13 protein-coding genes and 1 other annotated feature are annotated in these 15057 nt (G+C 32.4%); of the genes, 7 read left to right on the top strand and 6 right to left on the bottom strand.

The genetic code is table 11. The annotated features are described in order from the left end of the window. Positions 1-71 (top strand): IS3 family transposase (locus LGK97_RS20090; protein WP_375293644.1); only part of this gene is annotated, 71 nt, incomplete at its 5' end. Positions 72-127: 56 nt separating this feature from the next. Here LGK97_RS20090 and LGK97_RS18900 read toward each other — a convergent pair. From LGK97_RS18900 to aspS, 4 genes are all read right to left on the bottom strand, one after another. Continuing rightward, positions 128-715 (bottom strand): TetR/AcrR family transcriptional regulator, encoded by a 588-nt coding sequence (locus tag LGK97_RS18900; RefSeq protein ID WP_226261762.1) that lies wholly within the window; start codon positions 713-715, stop codon positions 128-130. A 26-nt stretch (positions 716-741) separates the two neighbouring features. Further along, entirely contained in the window at positions 742-3189 is a 2448-nt protein-coding gene (locus LGK97_RS18895; RefSeq protein ID WP_226261760.1) for a heavy metal translocating P-type ATPase, read from the bottom strand. A 32-nt stretch (positions 3190-3221) separates the two neighbouring features. Continuing rightward, the gene (locus tag LGK97_RS18890; protein WP_226261758.1) at positions 3222-3488 is read right to left on the bottom strand and encodes a metal-sensing transcriptional repressor; all 267 of its coding nucleotides are present in this window, start codon (positions 3486-3488) and stop codon (positions 3222-3224) included. Between the two features lie 148 nt (positions 3489-3636). Then, positions 3637-4926 carry an aspartate--tRNA(Asn) ligase gene (gene aspS, locus LGK97_RS18885; RefSeq protein WP_226261756.1) on the bottom strand — a complete coding sequence of 430 codons (1290 nt, stop codon included), beginning with the start codon at positions 4924-4926 and terminating at the stop codon, positions 3637-3639. Positions 4927-5194: 268 nt separating this feature from the next. Beyond that, positions 5195-5422 (bottom strand) — a binding site (T-box leader). A 684-nt stretch (positions 5423-6106) separates the two neighbouring features. Between aspS and hflX the strand changes: the two genes are divergently transcribed. From hflX to LGK97_RS18855, 6 genes are all read left to right on the top strand, one after another. Beyond that, positions 6107-7921 (top strand): GTPase HflX, encoded by a 1815-nt coding sequence (gene hflX / locus LGK97_RS18880; RefSeq protein ID WP_226261754.1) that lies wholly within the window; start codon positions 6107-6109, stop codon positions 7919-7921. Positions 7922-7983: 62 nt separating this feature from the next. Beyond that, on the top strand, positions 7984-8955 hold the full coding sequence (locus LGK97_RS18875) for a helix-turn-helix transcriptional regulator (protein ID WP_226261752.1): 972 nt from the start codon (positions 7984-7986) through the stop codon (positions 8953-8955). Between the two features lie 73 nt (positions 8956-9028). Continuing rightward, entirely contained in the window at positions 9029-9478 is a 450-nt protein-coding gene (locus LGK97_RS18870) for a GyrI-like domain-containing protein (RefSeq protein ID WP_226261750.1), read from the top strand. Positions 9479-9684: 206 nt separating this feature from the next. Beyond that, positions 9685-10671, top strand: a complete 987-nt coding sequence (locus LGK97_RS19990) for a GNAT family N-acetyltransferase (protein ID WP_226261748.1) — start codon at positions 9685-9687, stop codon at positions 10669-10671. A 99-nt stretch (positions 10672-10770) separates the two neighbouring features. After that, a complete protein-coding gene (locus LGK97_RS18860; protein ID WP_226261745.1) occupies positions 10771-11424 on the top strand; it encodes a hypothetical protein in 654 nt (217 codons plus the stop codon). A 31-nt stretch (positions 11425-11455) separates the two neighbouring features. Continuing rightward, complete coding sequence (locus LGK97_RS18855; protein ID WP_226261743.1) at positions 11456-12721, top strand: hypothetical protein; 1266 nt, start codon at positions 11456-11458, stop codon at positions 12719-12721. Positions 12722-12803: 82 nt separating this feature from the next. Here LGK97_RS18855 and LGK97_RS20085 read toward each other — a convergent pair whose 3' ends face one another. Together LGK97_RS20085 and feoB are read right to left on the bottom strand one after the other, a co-directional pair. Then, complete coding sequence (locus LGK97_RS20085; RefSeq protein ID WP_226261741.1) at positions 12804-12941, bottom strand: FeoB-associated Cys-rich membrane protein; 138 nt, start codon at positions 12939-12941, stop codon at positions 12804-12806. Between the two features lie 2 nt (positions 12942-12943). Further along, the gene (gene feoB / locus LGK97_RS18845; RefSeq protein WP_226261739.1) at positions 12944-14890 is read right to left on the bottom strand and encodes a ferrous iron transport protein B; all 1947 of its coding nucleotides are present in this window, start codon (positions 14888-14890) and stop codon (positions 12944-12946) included. Between the last annotated feature and the right edge of the window lie 167 nt (positions 14891-15057).

The raw sequence follows: 15057 nt of genomic DNA, 5'->3' as shown, positions 1-15057 counted from the left end.
ATTATAGATACCAATGGAACTTAAAAAAGATGACTCCCGTACAATACAGAAATCATCTTTTAGCTTCTTAATACTCCTTTTTATATTGTCCTTGACAAGGGTACCAGATTACTTTGGACACTTTTGTTTATTTAAATTGATTATTCTTTTTTTCTTCCTTTACAAATGCAGCCACGGAACGAGGTATACTTCCTGTTATCATTATTAAAAGCTTTTCAAGGATAATTTCTGGTTCTTCTTCCATTCCTTCACTTACCCAATCTATAATGAGTCCATTAAACACATGTCTATAAAAATTAACGATGAACTTATAATCTTTATCATTTAATTTTACTGCTGTTTTTTCAACACACTCATCAACCACAACTTCTAGTAACCTCCTAGAAAAACTTGTAAAATAGATATTAAACTCCTGCCAATAAGAAGAGTTGTGTACATGTAGGATCATTTTTGAATTTTTCTTTAGATAATTCATTGTGGCCAGAAATCCACCACTCCAGGTTTCAAAGGTTCTGTTTTGTGCAATCTCTATTGATAATTCCTCAAAAAATATAAATTTAAAAACATCCATGATATCAGTAAAGTGATTATAAAAAGTCTGCCTATTTACACTGCAATGTTCACAGACTGCCTTCACTGTGAGCTTGTCTATAGATTTCTTGTTTAACAGTTCTTTAAATGAGCTGATTATTACAACTTTAGCATTGTGTTTCATAAACTTCTCCTTTAAATCATCATCTACTATGCTGCAATCTTAAATCTCTTTAATCTTAAAGCATTAGTTACCACTGACACAGAACTAAGACTCATTGCTGCCCCTGCTATCATAGGATTTAATAATGGTCCTCCAAATATATGTAGTATTCCCATAGCAACTGGTATTCCTATTATATTATATCCAAAAGCCCAGGCCAGATTTTGTTTAATATTTCTTATAGTGCTTTTACTTAATTGTATTGCTGTAGGAACATCCATTAAGTCGCTTCTCATGAGAACTATATCTGCTGATTCCATTGCAACGTCTGTTCCAGAGCCTATAGCTATGCCAATATCAGCTTGCGCTAATGCCGGAGCATCATTTATACCATCACCAACCATAGCAACCTTCATTCCTTCTGCTTGAAGCTTTTTAACTTCATTTGCCTTGTCTTGTGGTAATACTTCAGCATATATCCTATCAATACCCACTTGTTTAGCTATAGCCTGGGCAGTTCTTTTATTGTCCCCAGTTATCATTGCCACTTCAATTCCCATTTCATGAAGCTTTTCTATTGCTTTTCTGCTACTTTCTTTAACAGTATCAGCAACAGCAATGATGCCTGCTATCATGTTGTTTATAGCTATATACATTGGAGTCTTACCTTCTATTGCTAATTCATCTGAAATATTTTCAAGCTCTTCTAACGATATTTTACTGTCAACCATAAGTTTTCTATTTCCAAGTAAAATCTCTTTCCCATCTATTTTAACCTCAATACCATAACCTGGAATAGCTTTAAAGAAATCAATCTTCTTAAACTCTAGTCCTTTTTCTATGGCATCTTTTACAATTGCCTCACCCAGTGGATGTTCTGATCCTTTTTCTGCTGATGCGGCTAATTGTAATAAATCACTTTGTGTTATGCCCTTTATAACAACCACATCTGTAACCTTTGGTTTACCTTCAGTTATCGTACCTGTTTTATCGAATACTATAGTTTGTATCTTATGAGCAGTTTCTAGCGCTACACCACTTTTTATTAAAACACCATGTTCCGCACCTTTGCCCGTACCAACCATTATTGCTGTTGGGGTGGCCAATCCAAGAGCACAAGGACAAGCAATCACAAGAACAGATATAAATATTGTAAGTGAGAATATTGATGATTCTCCACCAATAAAGTACCATGCTAACCCAGATAAAACTGCTAAGGCTATAACTGTTGGAACAAAATAACCTGAAATAACATCTGCAAGTTTCGCAATTGGAGCTTTAGACCCTTGAGCATCTTCTACTAATTTTATAATTTGAGCAAGAGCTGTATCCTTGCCTACTTTAGTAGCTTTATAATTTATAGTTCCGTTTTTATTTATACTTGCACCAATAATCTTGTCTCCAACATTCTTTTCTACTGGCATACTTTCACCTGTAAGCATTGACTCGTCTACAGAAGTAATACCCCCTACAACCTCACCATCTACTGGCATCTTTTCTCCTGGTTTAACTATTAAGATATCTCCTGCTTCCACTTCTTCAATGGTAATCTCTACTTCTATTCCATTTTTTATAACTATAGCTGTCTTTGGAGCAAGTCCCATAAGTTTCTTTATAGCTTCAGAAGTCTTTCCCTTAGAAACAGATTCTAAATACTTACCTAGGGTTATTAAAGTGATAATTACTGCTGCTGACTCATAGTATAAGTCCATAGCATAGCTTGTATCACCGTAAACAATCTTAACCGTTGCAAATATTCCATAAAAAACTGCTGCCGATGTACCTATTGCAATAAGAGAATCCATATTTGGACTTCTTCTAATCAATGCTTTGAATCCAACCGTATAATATCTATTCCCAGCAATTACAACGGGGATAGTTAGAAGTAATTGTGATAAAGCAAAAACTTCAGGATTCATCATTGGATTAATAAAATCTGGTAGAGGAAGCCCCATCATATGACCCATAGATATATAAAGTAGTGGAATCGTAAAAATGGCAGATATAATGAACTTCTTCCATAATAGTTCCATTTCCTTTTCTTTTCTCCCTTTATCTTCATCTACTGTAGTCTCTTCTTCTATAGCCTTATATCCAGCTTTTTCTACCGCCTTCTTTATATCTATTACGTTAAGCTTTGAAGGTTCGTAGTTTATAATTAACTTTTCAGTTGCATAATTAACATTTGCATCCGTAACTCCATCAAGCTTTCTTGTAGCTCTTTCTACAGCCTTTGCACAAGCTGCACAAGTCATTCCTTCTATTTTCATAGTTTTATTACTAACATCACTAATTGCTTTATATCCTGCTTTCCCAATAGCTATTTGAATATCTTCTACAGAAACCTTTGTCTCATCGAAGCTTATACTTAATTTATCTGTAGCAATATTTACATTTGATTCATCTACACCTTGCAATTTTTTAGTTACTCTCTCTACTGCTTTTGCACAAGCTGCGCAGGTCATTCCTTCTATTTTTAATGACTTGGTTACCATACAATTCCCTCCATTTATAATCTTAATATATTCTACTTACCAATTATCTTTGATAAAAGCTCTATAACTTCATCTATTTTCTCGCTTCCTTTGTCATGCTCAAAGGCCTCTGCAACACAGTGATTAATGTGCTGTTTTAAAATTAATAAATTAGCTTTCTTTAAAAGGGATTGTGCCGCAATAATTTGGTTTGATACGTCTACACAGTACCTATCATCTTCTATCATTTTGATAGTTGCTTCAATTTGTCCTTTTGATATTCTTAAAGTCTTTATGGCTTCTTTCTTTTCATTATTCATTATTTATTATTTCTCCTCTTTGACCCCCTACCCTGCAGGGGGGGTATACTTATATAGTAGTCCTAAAAATAGTATATGTCAACCTGTGCTGGATACAAAATCTTAAGTTAATATTTACTACAATATAAAAGACATGGGCATCTATAATTTAAGGTACTAATCTTGTTCTATCCCTTGGTAGAAGTGTTGCCTCCCTAACGTTCTCTAGACCTAATAATTGCGCCGTTATTCTTTCAAGACCAATAGCAAGGCCACCGTGAATAGGCATTCCATACTTAAATACGCAGGTATAGTTCTCATAGTTTTCTGGTTTCAACCCTTTGTACTCAATGTTTTTTATTAGCATGTTATAGTCATGAATTCTTTGTCCTCCAGTAGTGATTTCTACACCCCTAAATAGTAAGTCAAAACTTCTTGTTTCTTCCTCACCATAGGGCATAGTGTACATTGGTCTTTTTCGCCTTGGGTAATGAGTTAAAAATACAAAATCACAGCCTAACTTTTCCTTAGCATATCTACAAATTAATTTTTCCCCTTCTGGGTCTAAGTCTCCGTCTAAGTCTGCTTTATTATATTCCTTTTTTAATATTTCTAAAGCCTCGCTAAATTTGATTTTTGGTATTTTATCTTCTATCTTTGGCATATCTGCACCTAATGTTTCTATATATATTTTCCCTTCTACCACTATTTTATTTAAGATAAACTTCAATAGTCTTTCTTCCATTTCCATAATATCTTCTTCATCTTTAATAAATCCCATTTCAAAGTCCATACTAATATACTCATTTAGGTGCCTGTTTGTATTGTGCTGCTCTGCTCTATACACATGTGCTACTTCAAAAACTCTTTCAAAACCTGCTCCAACCATCATTTGTTTATAAAACTGAGGGCTTTGAGCAAGGTATGCTTTATTTTCAAAGTATTTAACTTCAAACATATCAGTTCCCCCTTCTGCCCCCTCTGCAACAATTTTGGGGGTGAATATCTCTGTGAACCCCTCGTTAGTTAAGAATTGCCTAAACCCTTGAACAATAATATTTTGAATTTTAAATACTGAATTTACTTTTGGATGTCTAAGGCTTAACACTCTGTTATTTAGCATAGTATCTAAATTTATCTCCAGTTCATTCTTGTTTATTTCAATAGGCAACTCTCCTATTGAGCTGTTAATCACTTGAAACTCTTCAATTAATATTTCAAAGGGATTTAATGCATTATTGCTTTCTTTTACCTCACCAATTATTGATACAATGGACTCTAATTTTACTGCACTAATATCCATCACACTATTTTCTACAACACATTGCACAAGCCCAGTTCTATCCCTTAGAATAACAAAGGTAATAGCCTTAAGCTTTCTCACACGATATACCCAACCCTTTATCAAAGCCTTTTCATTTGTGTGATTTTGTAATTCATTTACCATAATTCTTTTCATAATATTTTCCTCCTCAATATAATGTATTGCTAGAAATACTAGCTTTTTTACTAAACAATTTAATATATAAATTAACGACTAAAAGCCCCTTGAGCCATAAGCTCAAGGGGCAAAATATTTCGCGGTACCACCCTTGTTTAACTTTATTAATTCAAATTTATCAAATATTAAATAACACCCTCAATAGATTGGCCAAATCTATTAAGTCAACACTCATTTAAAACGTTTCCGCTAAAACTGAGTGGAACAAAAAAAAGCCCTTCTCCATAATAGGAGTGAAAGCTATATTCACGGTGCCATCCTAATTTGATAAAGTTAAAAATCAACTAAATCATCTCTAATCCCTATAACGGAGGAATCCGACTTATTCTAATATATATTTCAAATAAGTATCTCCAGGATGTCTTTCAATATTACTTTTCTCATAGAGCTCTCACTGTCCTCTACTCGCTTTGGATACTAAGATAATATTTACTATTCCCTTCAAAGAATTCTAAATATTCATTTTCTATATACTATGCCTTATTTTGAATATTGTCAATATAAAGTTTATTTAAATAAAAGTATTTACAATGGTAAAAATTTGGATTATAATGAATATATTATATTAAGAGATTCTGAAAGGAGACTGTAAAATGTTAATTTATAAGGATAAAGTAAAATTAACTCACAACCAATCAATTAAATATACAGTCTGCTGTGGATAACTCAAATATATTGTGACTAATATATTATTTTATGTGTAAAAAGTTTACCGCAGACTTCATATCTGCGGTTTTTTGTATTTAAATGAGCCAAATTAAAAATTGGTTTTATTAAATAGCTGTTAAGCTGAACTATGTTTCAGTCTTTGCATCTATTTAAATTTGTATATAAATACCGTAGAGAAAATCTGCGGTTTTTTGTTTTGAATTTTATTAGTATTCTAGCCGCGCTGCAATGGTATGCTTTTATAGCTTACATTATTTCTGTGGCTTTTATATATTTAGATAGCTTTATAAAAACAGCTATCACGAAATTATCTTAGGGGGAGTTTGAAATGAGCCTAAAATAAGAATATTAACCTTAGCTCTGGAATTAAAATCTAAATAGGAGGCTAAAAAAATGAGGATTAGATTTATATAGATATAGATATAGATGAAAATTATATTATAGACAAATTTTGATTGGAGGAAATTATATGATAACAGGAAATATTGGCGGGATTAAAACGGTGATACTTGAAAGACTAGAAAGCTTATATGATTTAATAATAGATAATGACAATGTTCTTTCTTATGAATTAGTAGAAGAAATGAACGAAATTACTAAATTAATAAAAAAAGAATTATGTGTGGTTATAAGTAGACGAGGCAATGTCACTGGCATTTCAGTTGGGAATGTGAGTAGCGCCGAAATACCACCCATGGATTTTGCAAGTAAAAAGCTAAGTGGCTTTAGGGTAATTCATACACACCCAACTGGAGATAGCACCCTGTCTTCAATGGATACATCAGCGTTAGTAGAACTAAAACTAGATGCTATTGTTGCTATTGGAGTTAAAGAAAATGTGCAGGATATTACTATAAATATAGGTTTCTGTGAAGTTTCTAATAATTCACTAACCTTTAAAGAGTTTAAAAACTTAAGTTTAGAAGCTTCATTACAATTAAATTTTAGAGAAAAAGTAACTTATATTGATAAGCTTATTTATAAAATAGAGCAATATGAAGATAATGTTGAGCGAGCTATTTTAGTGGGAACTGATAGTGAAGAAAGCCTTGAGGAACTTATTGGTCTGGCTGAAGCTTGCAATGTTGTCCCTGTATACACGGTACTTCAAAAGAAAAATAAAATAAACTCTGCTTTCTATGCAGGGCAAGGTAAGGTTCAGGAAATAGCGCGCTTAAGGCAACTTAAAAATGCCAATGTAGTGATATTTGATGATGAACTATCCGGTTCTCAGGTTAGAAATCTAGAAGAAGTTATTAAATGCAAAATAATAGATAGAACAACTCTCATACTAGATATCTTTGCAAGACGTGCTAAAACCACGGAAGGTATACTGCAAGTTGAGCTTGCTATTCTTAATCATAAGCTCCCTAGACTAAGAGATGCAAATGCAAATCTTTCAAGAATTAAAGGTGGGGTTGGAGTAAAAGGTGGTGTTGGTTCAAGAGGACCTGGCGAGAAAAAACTTGAAACTGATAGAAGACACATAGAATTCAGAATAGAAGAAATAAAAAATGCTCTGACTAAAGTGCTAGATCAGAGAACTGTGCAAAGGGTAAGAAGAACTAAAAATAATATTAGCAGGGTAGCTATTGTTGGATACACAAATGCAGGCAAATCAACTTTAAGAAATAAGCTCTGTGAAATCTTTGCACCCGCTAGTATCAGTAAAGAAGGTGTTCTAGAAGCCGACATGCTTTTTGCAACATTGGATACCACTGTTAGGGCTGTAACTTTAAGTGACAATAGAAAAATTGCGTTATCTGATACTGTTGGTTTTATTAGTAAACTCCCTCATGAGCTTGTTACTGCATTTAAATCAACCTTAGAAGAAGTTATTGAATCTGATTTGCTTTTGCATGTGGTAGACGCTTCAAATGAGGAGGCAATAAATCAAATTCAGTCAGTAAACCTAGTTCTTAATGAACTTAATGCCAAAGATAAAAATACTATAATTGTTTTAAACAAAGTTGATAAAGCCTCTGAGGAGAATTTAAAGAAAATACATGAATTCTTGAAAGGTGAAAAAATAATAGAAGTTAGCGCCATAAAAGGACTAAATTTAAATGAATTACTGCATATTATAGGTATGGAAATTCCAACTAAACTTATAGAAAAAGAATTTATTATCCCTTATACTGAGCAAAAACTAATTTCAATACTTCATGAGAATTCTAGTGTTATAAGTGAGGTTTATAGTGAAGAAGGTACTCATATCAAAGCGTTGGTACATGAAGAAATTTATAAAAGATGCATGGACTTTGAAGTGCAGGCTTTATCTTAACAAAAGGGGACTCCTTAAAATTAGGGAGTCCTTTAATAAAATCAGAATAAGGATGTGATCTCATGAGACTTCACAGGCTACTGGGAATTATTATGTTGCTCAATTCACAAGGAATAATGAACGCTAGGAAATTAGCTAAAATACTTGAAACCTCAGAAAGAACAATATACAGAGACATGGATATATTGTGCGAAACAGGTATCCCTATTGTTTCTACTCCAGGTCCTAGTGGTGGTTTTTCATTTATGGATAATTACAAGGTAAATTCAGATGTGTTAGAAGGCGGCGATGTAGTTAATCTATTGCTTTCAAGTATGGGCATTCACTCAGAAAAGAACACTGAAATGTCACAACAACTTAAAAATGCCGTTATTAAGCTTGAAAGTAGTGTATCAAAAGAACATAAAGAAGAAATAATTAAAGCTAAAGAAAGATTCTTTATTGATTCGCAGCCATGGTGGGGGAAAAGAGTACAAAATCAGAACGTAGATATTATAAAAAAATCAGTACTTAATTTAAAAAAGTTAAAAGTATATTATAAGAAATATACGGGGGAAGTATCTGAGCGAATTGTAAGGCCTTACGGTGCGGTAGTAAAAGATTCTGAGTGGTATTTGATAGCCTTTTGCCAATTAAAAAGTCAAATTAGAATTTTCAAGTGTAGCAGAATTACAAATATTGAAGTTCTAGTTGAGAATTTCAATATGGATGAGAGTTTTAATCTAGAAGAGTTCTGGGAAAATAGTAAACATCAATTTGTTAGACAATCAGCTCTTAAGGTTACTCATAATTCATATCCTGTTAAACTTAAATTCTATGAGGAAAAGAAGGCAACTCTTGAAGGCTTTCATGTAATCTCTTCCCTTAAAGCCCAGGATAATTGGATTTATGATATAGATATGATAAGTTTTCAAACTGCCTGCAATTTAATCTTTCCTTTAAGTGATAGAATTGAGGTTTTAGAACCTATAGAACTTAGAGAATATGTAATTAAAAAAAACAATAAAATTTTAAATTTATATAAAATTATATAAATCCCTGACATACTGTTGGCAAGGATTATTTGATATAATTAAAATATCAAATAAGTGGATGGAGGTAGTAATTATGGAAGGAAAAATAATAAGCATCAAAGGATTTAAGGCTGTAGGTATACCTTACTTCGGAAACAATACTAATGGAGAAATCCCTGCCCTTTGGGAAGCATTTAATAAACGTTATAAAGATATAAATCAAAAAAGTAAATCTATGCTGTGCTATGGCATATGTGATGGTGAAATGGACTCAGAAGGTAAATTCCACTATATTGCTTGCGTAGAAGTTGACAGCTTTTTAGATGTACCAGAAGGTATGGAAACAAAGTTTGTCCCAGAAGGTAAGTACCTGGTGTATACTTACCGCGGAGCTATAAAAGATTTAGGTGAGTTCTTCAATGACATATTCGCCAAATTCATTCCAACTTCAGGGCATGAAATGGACTATAGACCTCAACTAGAATTATACGACGAAAGATTTATGAATAATGGAGAATTTGATATATATATTCCTATCAAATAATACTTTTTTGTAACTCATAATTAAGCATTCCTGCTAAATTATGAGTTATTACTTTATATATTGGATCGTGCCTATTGTGAGTTATCAGTACCAGTTTAAGAGAAACAAAATATACCTATTAATAATCATTTTTACAAAATATACAGTTAAAAATGTTATAATGCTTATTAAGCAAACAAAATACGAAATAAGGCGGTGAATAACTAGTGTACAATATCTATAAAATTGATCCTAGTAACCTAACAACAAATGAAACTAAAAACTTATATTTAATAAACAATAATATAGTAAAAAAGTATAACCTTTTAGATCGATTTGAGAGCATTGATAATTATAAGGACTTATTTTTATCAACCTTCATGGGAACTGATAATGAGCTATTTGTATTTGAAAGGGATTCTTTAATATGCGGAATATTAAATTTCACTAAATCTGCTGATTGGAGTGGAAAAGAACAATATAGATTAAGCATATCTTTGTCTGATACAAATTTTGACGAGGCTATACTTAACTCTATAAATCGGTTAATTGCAGATAAGTTAGATCAGCACGGTGAACTTGCAGTAGTTACTTATAATAATGAATTAGAGGAGCTAATAGAAAAACATAGTGGCAAGGTATCCTTAAGAGGTAACTATTATACTTTAAAAAAGGAAGACATTAATATAGACATGCTTAATAAATCTATAAAAGAATATGAAACAAAAAATAGTGGTCTTTCTATTAAATATACTGATATTATTTCAGAAGAGTATATTAAACAATATTGTGATCTATATACAGAAACTATGGCAGATATGACAGATGTATCAGAAGATGGTTATGTTGAATATGTTATAACACCTGAAAAACAAATACAAATCAATGATTCTAATAGAAACCGAAATATTACTCATAATTGTTATATGATTTTCAACTCAAATAATGAAATGATTGCTAAATCAAATGTATCTGTAAATAATAATGACCCTCGGTTTCCTTACCAATTTATGATTGGAGTTAAAAAATCTTATAGAGGAAGAAACTTAGGCAAATGGCTTTATGCATCTATGTATAAAAGATTATTTGAAAATATTAATTTCGACAGGTCCCTTGTATGTCATCATCCTCAAAACAAACCTGCCATTAATATTAGCACTTGGGTTGGATATAAATTTAACTACTTAGAAACCATACATGTTCTATACAAATAGTTATGCTTTTGTAGTTGCATCTTGTATCAAAATAGCATTAGAAAGAATAAATGAGATATTAAGAAAAATTAAAGTATATAGAGGAAGAGAGTGATTAAAATGGCAACATGGATTGCACACCTTAGAATAGCTGAGAATATCCTAAATAAAGAATACGATTTAGACACCGAAGCATTTACAGTAGGAAATATAGGTCCAGACTCAGGAGTGCCTAATGAGGATTGGAGCAGCTTTAATCCCCCTAAAAGTATTACACATTGGTTAGACGACGAAAAGAAAATAGATGCAAATGCCTTCTATATCAAATATATAAAAAATACTGTGCTAAGACAAGATAAAGCTTATTATTCATTTATATTAGGGTATTATGTCCACTTACTAACCGATATAGAGTGGTCAAAGCTTTTTGATGAAAAAAAACTTACTCCTTTATATAATGAAGGTTTAGAGAAAGACCCTAAATTTATTTGGACTATAAAAAAAGATTGGTATGGATTGGACTTTTTATATTTAGAGAATAATCCTAAATGCTTATTTTTTGCAACATTTAAAAATATATTAAAAGTACCCGATTATCTGGATTATTATCCACAAGGTGCATTTACAAAACAAGTTAAATACATTACAGACTTTTACTTAGGAGAAAATGAAGATACAAAAGAAAACTTTATTTACCTAAACAAAAATGAAATGGATACTTTTGTTGTGAATGCAACACAGACTATAATAACATCACTCACAAACGTAATATAAACTGCTTTATAACTGCATGGGGAGGTAGATTTTGAATAGTTCAGCTGTACATGCTATGGTGGATAAGTATAAGAATAAATATATGAAATTATGGTGGGATACATATAAGTGTTTTCCTGTCTTTGGGGAAGAAATTTCCTTTAAAGAAAAAATCCTACGTGAAAAGCATATGAATAAGTTTTTAAACCAACTATTTTCACACCTAAAAGAGTGCCCTAAAGATGAAACTCCACGAGGTGCTTGGAAAAATACTTTGTGGTCTATGATAAAAGACTTTGGACGTTCTTGTGGTTTTACTGAAGATGAAATTAATGGTGACTTTTCAAAGTCACTTCCTATAATAACTCATAAGTTTATTTGCACCGTTAAGGAATTTGATAATACTATAAGTTTAGATAAAATGGTTCAAGCTCTTAGGAATGTTTGGATTATGAATATAATTCAAGTTCTCTTTAACCTTAAGGTGGAATATACTCCTTCAGTTTTCGCTTATAGTATGCTCTACCCTTACACTGATAATTATTTAGATAGCACTGAAATATCCTTGGAAGATAAGAAAGCAATTAATGAAAGATTTAAACTGAGGCTAGAGGGCGGAGAAATAAAACCAATTAACCCCTATGAAGAAGCTTTATTTAAACTAGTTAGTATAATTGAAGGTCAATATCCCAGAGCTTGCTATGGAGAAATATATGATAGTCTTTTATGCATACATGCTGCTCAATGCAATAGCCTTACGCAGCAAAAGGGTATGGTTTCACCTTATGAAAAAGATATTTTAGGTATAAGCATTGAAAAAGGTGGCACCTCAGTACTTGCAGATGCTTACCTTGTTAATGGAAAACTATCAATTCATGAAGCTGATTTTATGTTTGCTTATGGCGTACTCCTTCAGTTTTGCGATGATTTACAGGATGCAAAAGAAGATCTCCAAAGCGGCCACATGACTATATTTTCTCAAACTACTGAAAAATGGCCTTTAGATAATATCACTAATGCTTTATTTGATTTTTCTAATAAAGTAATAGATTTAGACGAAGGCTTTATATCAGAAGAATCCTATAAAATGAAGGCCTTCTTAAAGAAAAACTTAATCTCTCTTATTTTCGAAGCAATTTCACAAAATTATAATTTATACAGTAAAGATTACATAAAAAATATTGAAAAGTACTATCCTTTTAGGATGTCCTATACGAGAAAGTTGTATAAAAAAATAAAGAATAATTATTCCAGTTTTATAAGCGTAAATGGATATTCCATAGATGAGGTTATTTTAATGGCTACTGATGTTGATTAGATTAATTAACTTCACGCTACTAAAAGAGGCTATACATCAAATCCTTACTTTGATGTATAGCCTCTTTATATATTGATACTAATTACCTCTTATTGCACTTACTTTTATCAGAACAACTACTGCCACAACTGCATTTATTGTTCTTGGTATCAGAATATACTTTCCTAAAAGCAAATATTATAATACCTGCGAAAACTAACCCAACTATTATATTACCCATAATTACATCTCAACTCCTAATTCGACGCGTTTAGAATCTGCCTTTTTAATAGTTATGAAAAGATAAATTGCAATAATAACGACTACTCCTATTGCTGGCACAAATCCAGTTGCTAGTTTACCATATACTACAAGTGTACCAATTTGAGTTACTAACATAGCTAGAGTATATCCAACACCAAATTGGAAAGCCAAAGCCTTAAATAGCCATTTTTTTGAACCCATCTCTGAATTCATAGCTCCAATTGCTGCAAAGCAAGGTGGAGTAAATAAATTAAATACAAGGTATGCTAAAGCTGTCACTGGTGTGAAAAATTGAGTTAACACGCCTCCTGGTAAATGTAATGCTTCTTCTGAAGTTACAGCAAGTAACACTGCAAATGTAGCAACAATATTTTCTTTGGCAATAAAACCTGTTATTGCTGCAGCTGCAAGCTGCCAGCCAATAAATCCAAGGGGTATGAAAAGCGGTGAAATTACTGACCCTATTGAAGCTAGTATACTTAAACTCTGATCTTCTACGGGGCTAAGATTCCAGCCATAGGCCTGCGCAAACCATACAAAGGTATTACACACAAGTACAATCGTTCCAGCCTTATAAATAAAAGCTTTTGCTTTGTCTATCATTTGAAGAAAGGCATATTTAAAACTTGGAAATTTATACTCTGGAAGTTCCATAATAAACTGAGATGTATTTTCCCATACAAAAATCTTCTTTAATAAAAGGCCACCAATTATTATCATTGTAATTGCAAGGAGATACATACTAGGTCCAACCCAAGCATTTCCTGGGAAAAATACTGCCACAAATAGCGCTATAATTGGGAGTTTAGCTCCACAAGGCACAAATGGAGTAAGAATTGTAGTCATTCTTCTCTCATTAACATCTTCTATTGTTCTAGTAGCCATAACACCTGGAATAGCACACCCAGATCCTACAATCATAGGTATAATTGATTTTCCAGATAGTCCAATTTTCTTGAAAAATCTATCCATTAATACTGCTACTCTAGCCATATATCCACAGTCTTCAAGCAGTGATAAGCAAAAGAACAATACCATAACAAGAGGTAAAAATCCTATAACTGCTCCAACACCACCGATCGCACCATCTACTATAAGGGCTTGCAATAGAGAATTAACTCCCATTCCCTGCAGAAGAGTATTAGCTGCATCTGGAACAATTTGCCCAAATACTACATCATTAAAGTATCCTGATAAATATCCACCCAGTCCTTCAATAGAAAATGAGAATACTGCCCACATAATCATAAAGAATATAGGTATTCCTAACCATTTATGTGCCACAATTCTATCTACTTTATCAGATAGAGTTATTTTACTAGCATCTCTTTTCTTAACTTGGCACTTCTTTATGATATCATCTACAAACTTTTGTCTTGTTACATCAGAATCTTTGTCTACAAAATTTGGTGAGATTTGAAGCATCTTCTCAGACCCCACTTTAATAGCTTCACTAATTAACTCTAATAAACCATCTTCGGATGTGGCAGTAGTTGCAATAACTTTACAATTCAATGCCCTGCTCAAGAGATTTTGATCTATGGTATCCCCTCTTTTGGATATAATATCACTTTTATTAAGTGCAATAACTACTGGAATTCCAAGGTCTAAAAGCTGTGTTGTAAAGAACAAGCTTCTACTAACATTGGCACCATCCACAATATTAATGATTACATCTGGCGCTTCACTAATTATGAAGTCTCTGGTAATTGCTTCTTCCCCGGTAAATGGTGAAATAGAATAAGTACCTGGAAGGTCAACAATTGTAACTTCAACCCCCTTAGGATTATATTTTTTCTTAAGGCTTGCTTCTTTTTTTGATACTGTAACTCCAGACCAATTTCCTACTTGCTCCATTTCTCCTGTGATTCCATTATAAAGTGTAGTTTTTCCTGAATTGGGATTCCCCGCTAATGCTATTTTCATTGTAGCCCTCCATTATAAAAGTTTATTTAATATTGATAGTCATTCTCATCCATATGGCAATCGAGTAGGAGCTGAATAATTAATTTATTCAGCGACCTCTCACACCACCAAGCATACCGTTCGGTACTTGGCGGTTCAATAAGATTTACCTAATCATAAATATTTTT

Source organism: Clostridium sp. CS001, from assembly GCF_020443565.1.
In the GTDB taxonomy this organism is placed as follows: Bacteria; Bacillota; Clostridia; order Clostridiales; family Clostridiaceae; genus Clostridium_AD.
This window is presented reverse-complemented; position numbering and strand designations above follow the sequence as displayed.

What these genes read in the sequence shown, in the direction of transcription:
- LGK97_RS18900 (WP_226261762.1), bottom strand. Translation starts at nt 715, where the DNA reads ATGAAACACAATGCTAAAGTTGTAATAATCAGCTCATTTAAAGAACTG.
- LGK97_RS18895 (WP_226261760.1), bottom strand. Translation starts at nt 3,189, where the DNA reads ATGGTAACCAAGTCATTAAAAATAGAAGGAATGACCTGCGCAGCTTGT.
- LGK97_RS18890 (WP_226261758.1), bottom strand. Translation starts at nt 3,488, where the DNA reads ATGAATAATGAAAAGAAAGAAGCCATAAAGACTTTAAGAATATCAAAA.
- aspS (WP_226261756.1), bottom strand. Translation starts at nt 4,926, where the DNA reads ATGAAAAGAATTATGGTAAATGAATTACAAAATCACACAAATGAAAAG.
- hflX (WP_226261754.1), top strand. Translation starts at nt 6,107, where the DNA reads ATGATAACAGGAAATATTGGCGGGATTAAAACGGTGATACTTGAAAGA.
- LGK97_RS18875 (WP_226261752.1), top strand. Translation starts at nt 7,984, where the DNA reads ATGAGACTTCACAGGCTACTGGGAATTATTATGTTGCTCAATTCACAA.
- LGK97_RS18870 (WP_226261750.1), top strand. Translation starts at nt 9,029, where the DNA reads ATGGAAGGAAAAATAATAAGCATCAAAGGATTTAAGGCTGTAGGTATA.
- LGK97_RS18860 (WP_226261745.1), top strand. Translation starts at nt 10,771, where the DNA reads ATGGCAACATGGATTGCACACCTTAGAATAGCTGAGAATATCCTAAAT.
- LGK97_RS20085 (WP_226261741.1), bottom strand. Translation starts at nt 12,941, where the DNA reads ATGGGTAATATAATAGTTGGGTTAGTTTTCGCAGGTATTATAATATTT.
- feoB (WP_226261739.1), bottom strand. Translation starts at nt 14,890, where the DNA reads ATGAAAATAGCATTAGCGGGGAATCCCAATTCAGGAAAAACTACACTT.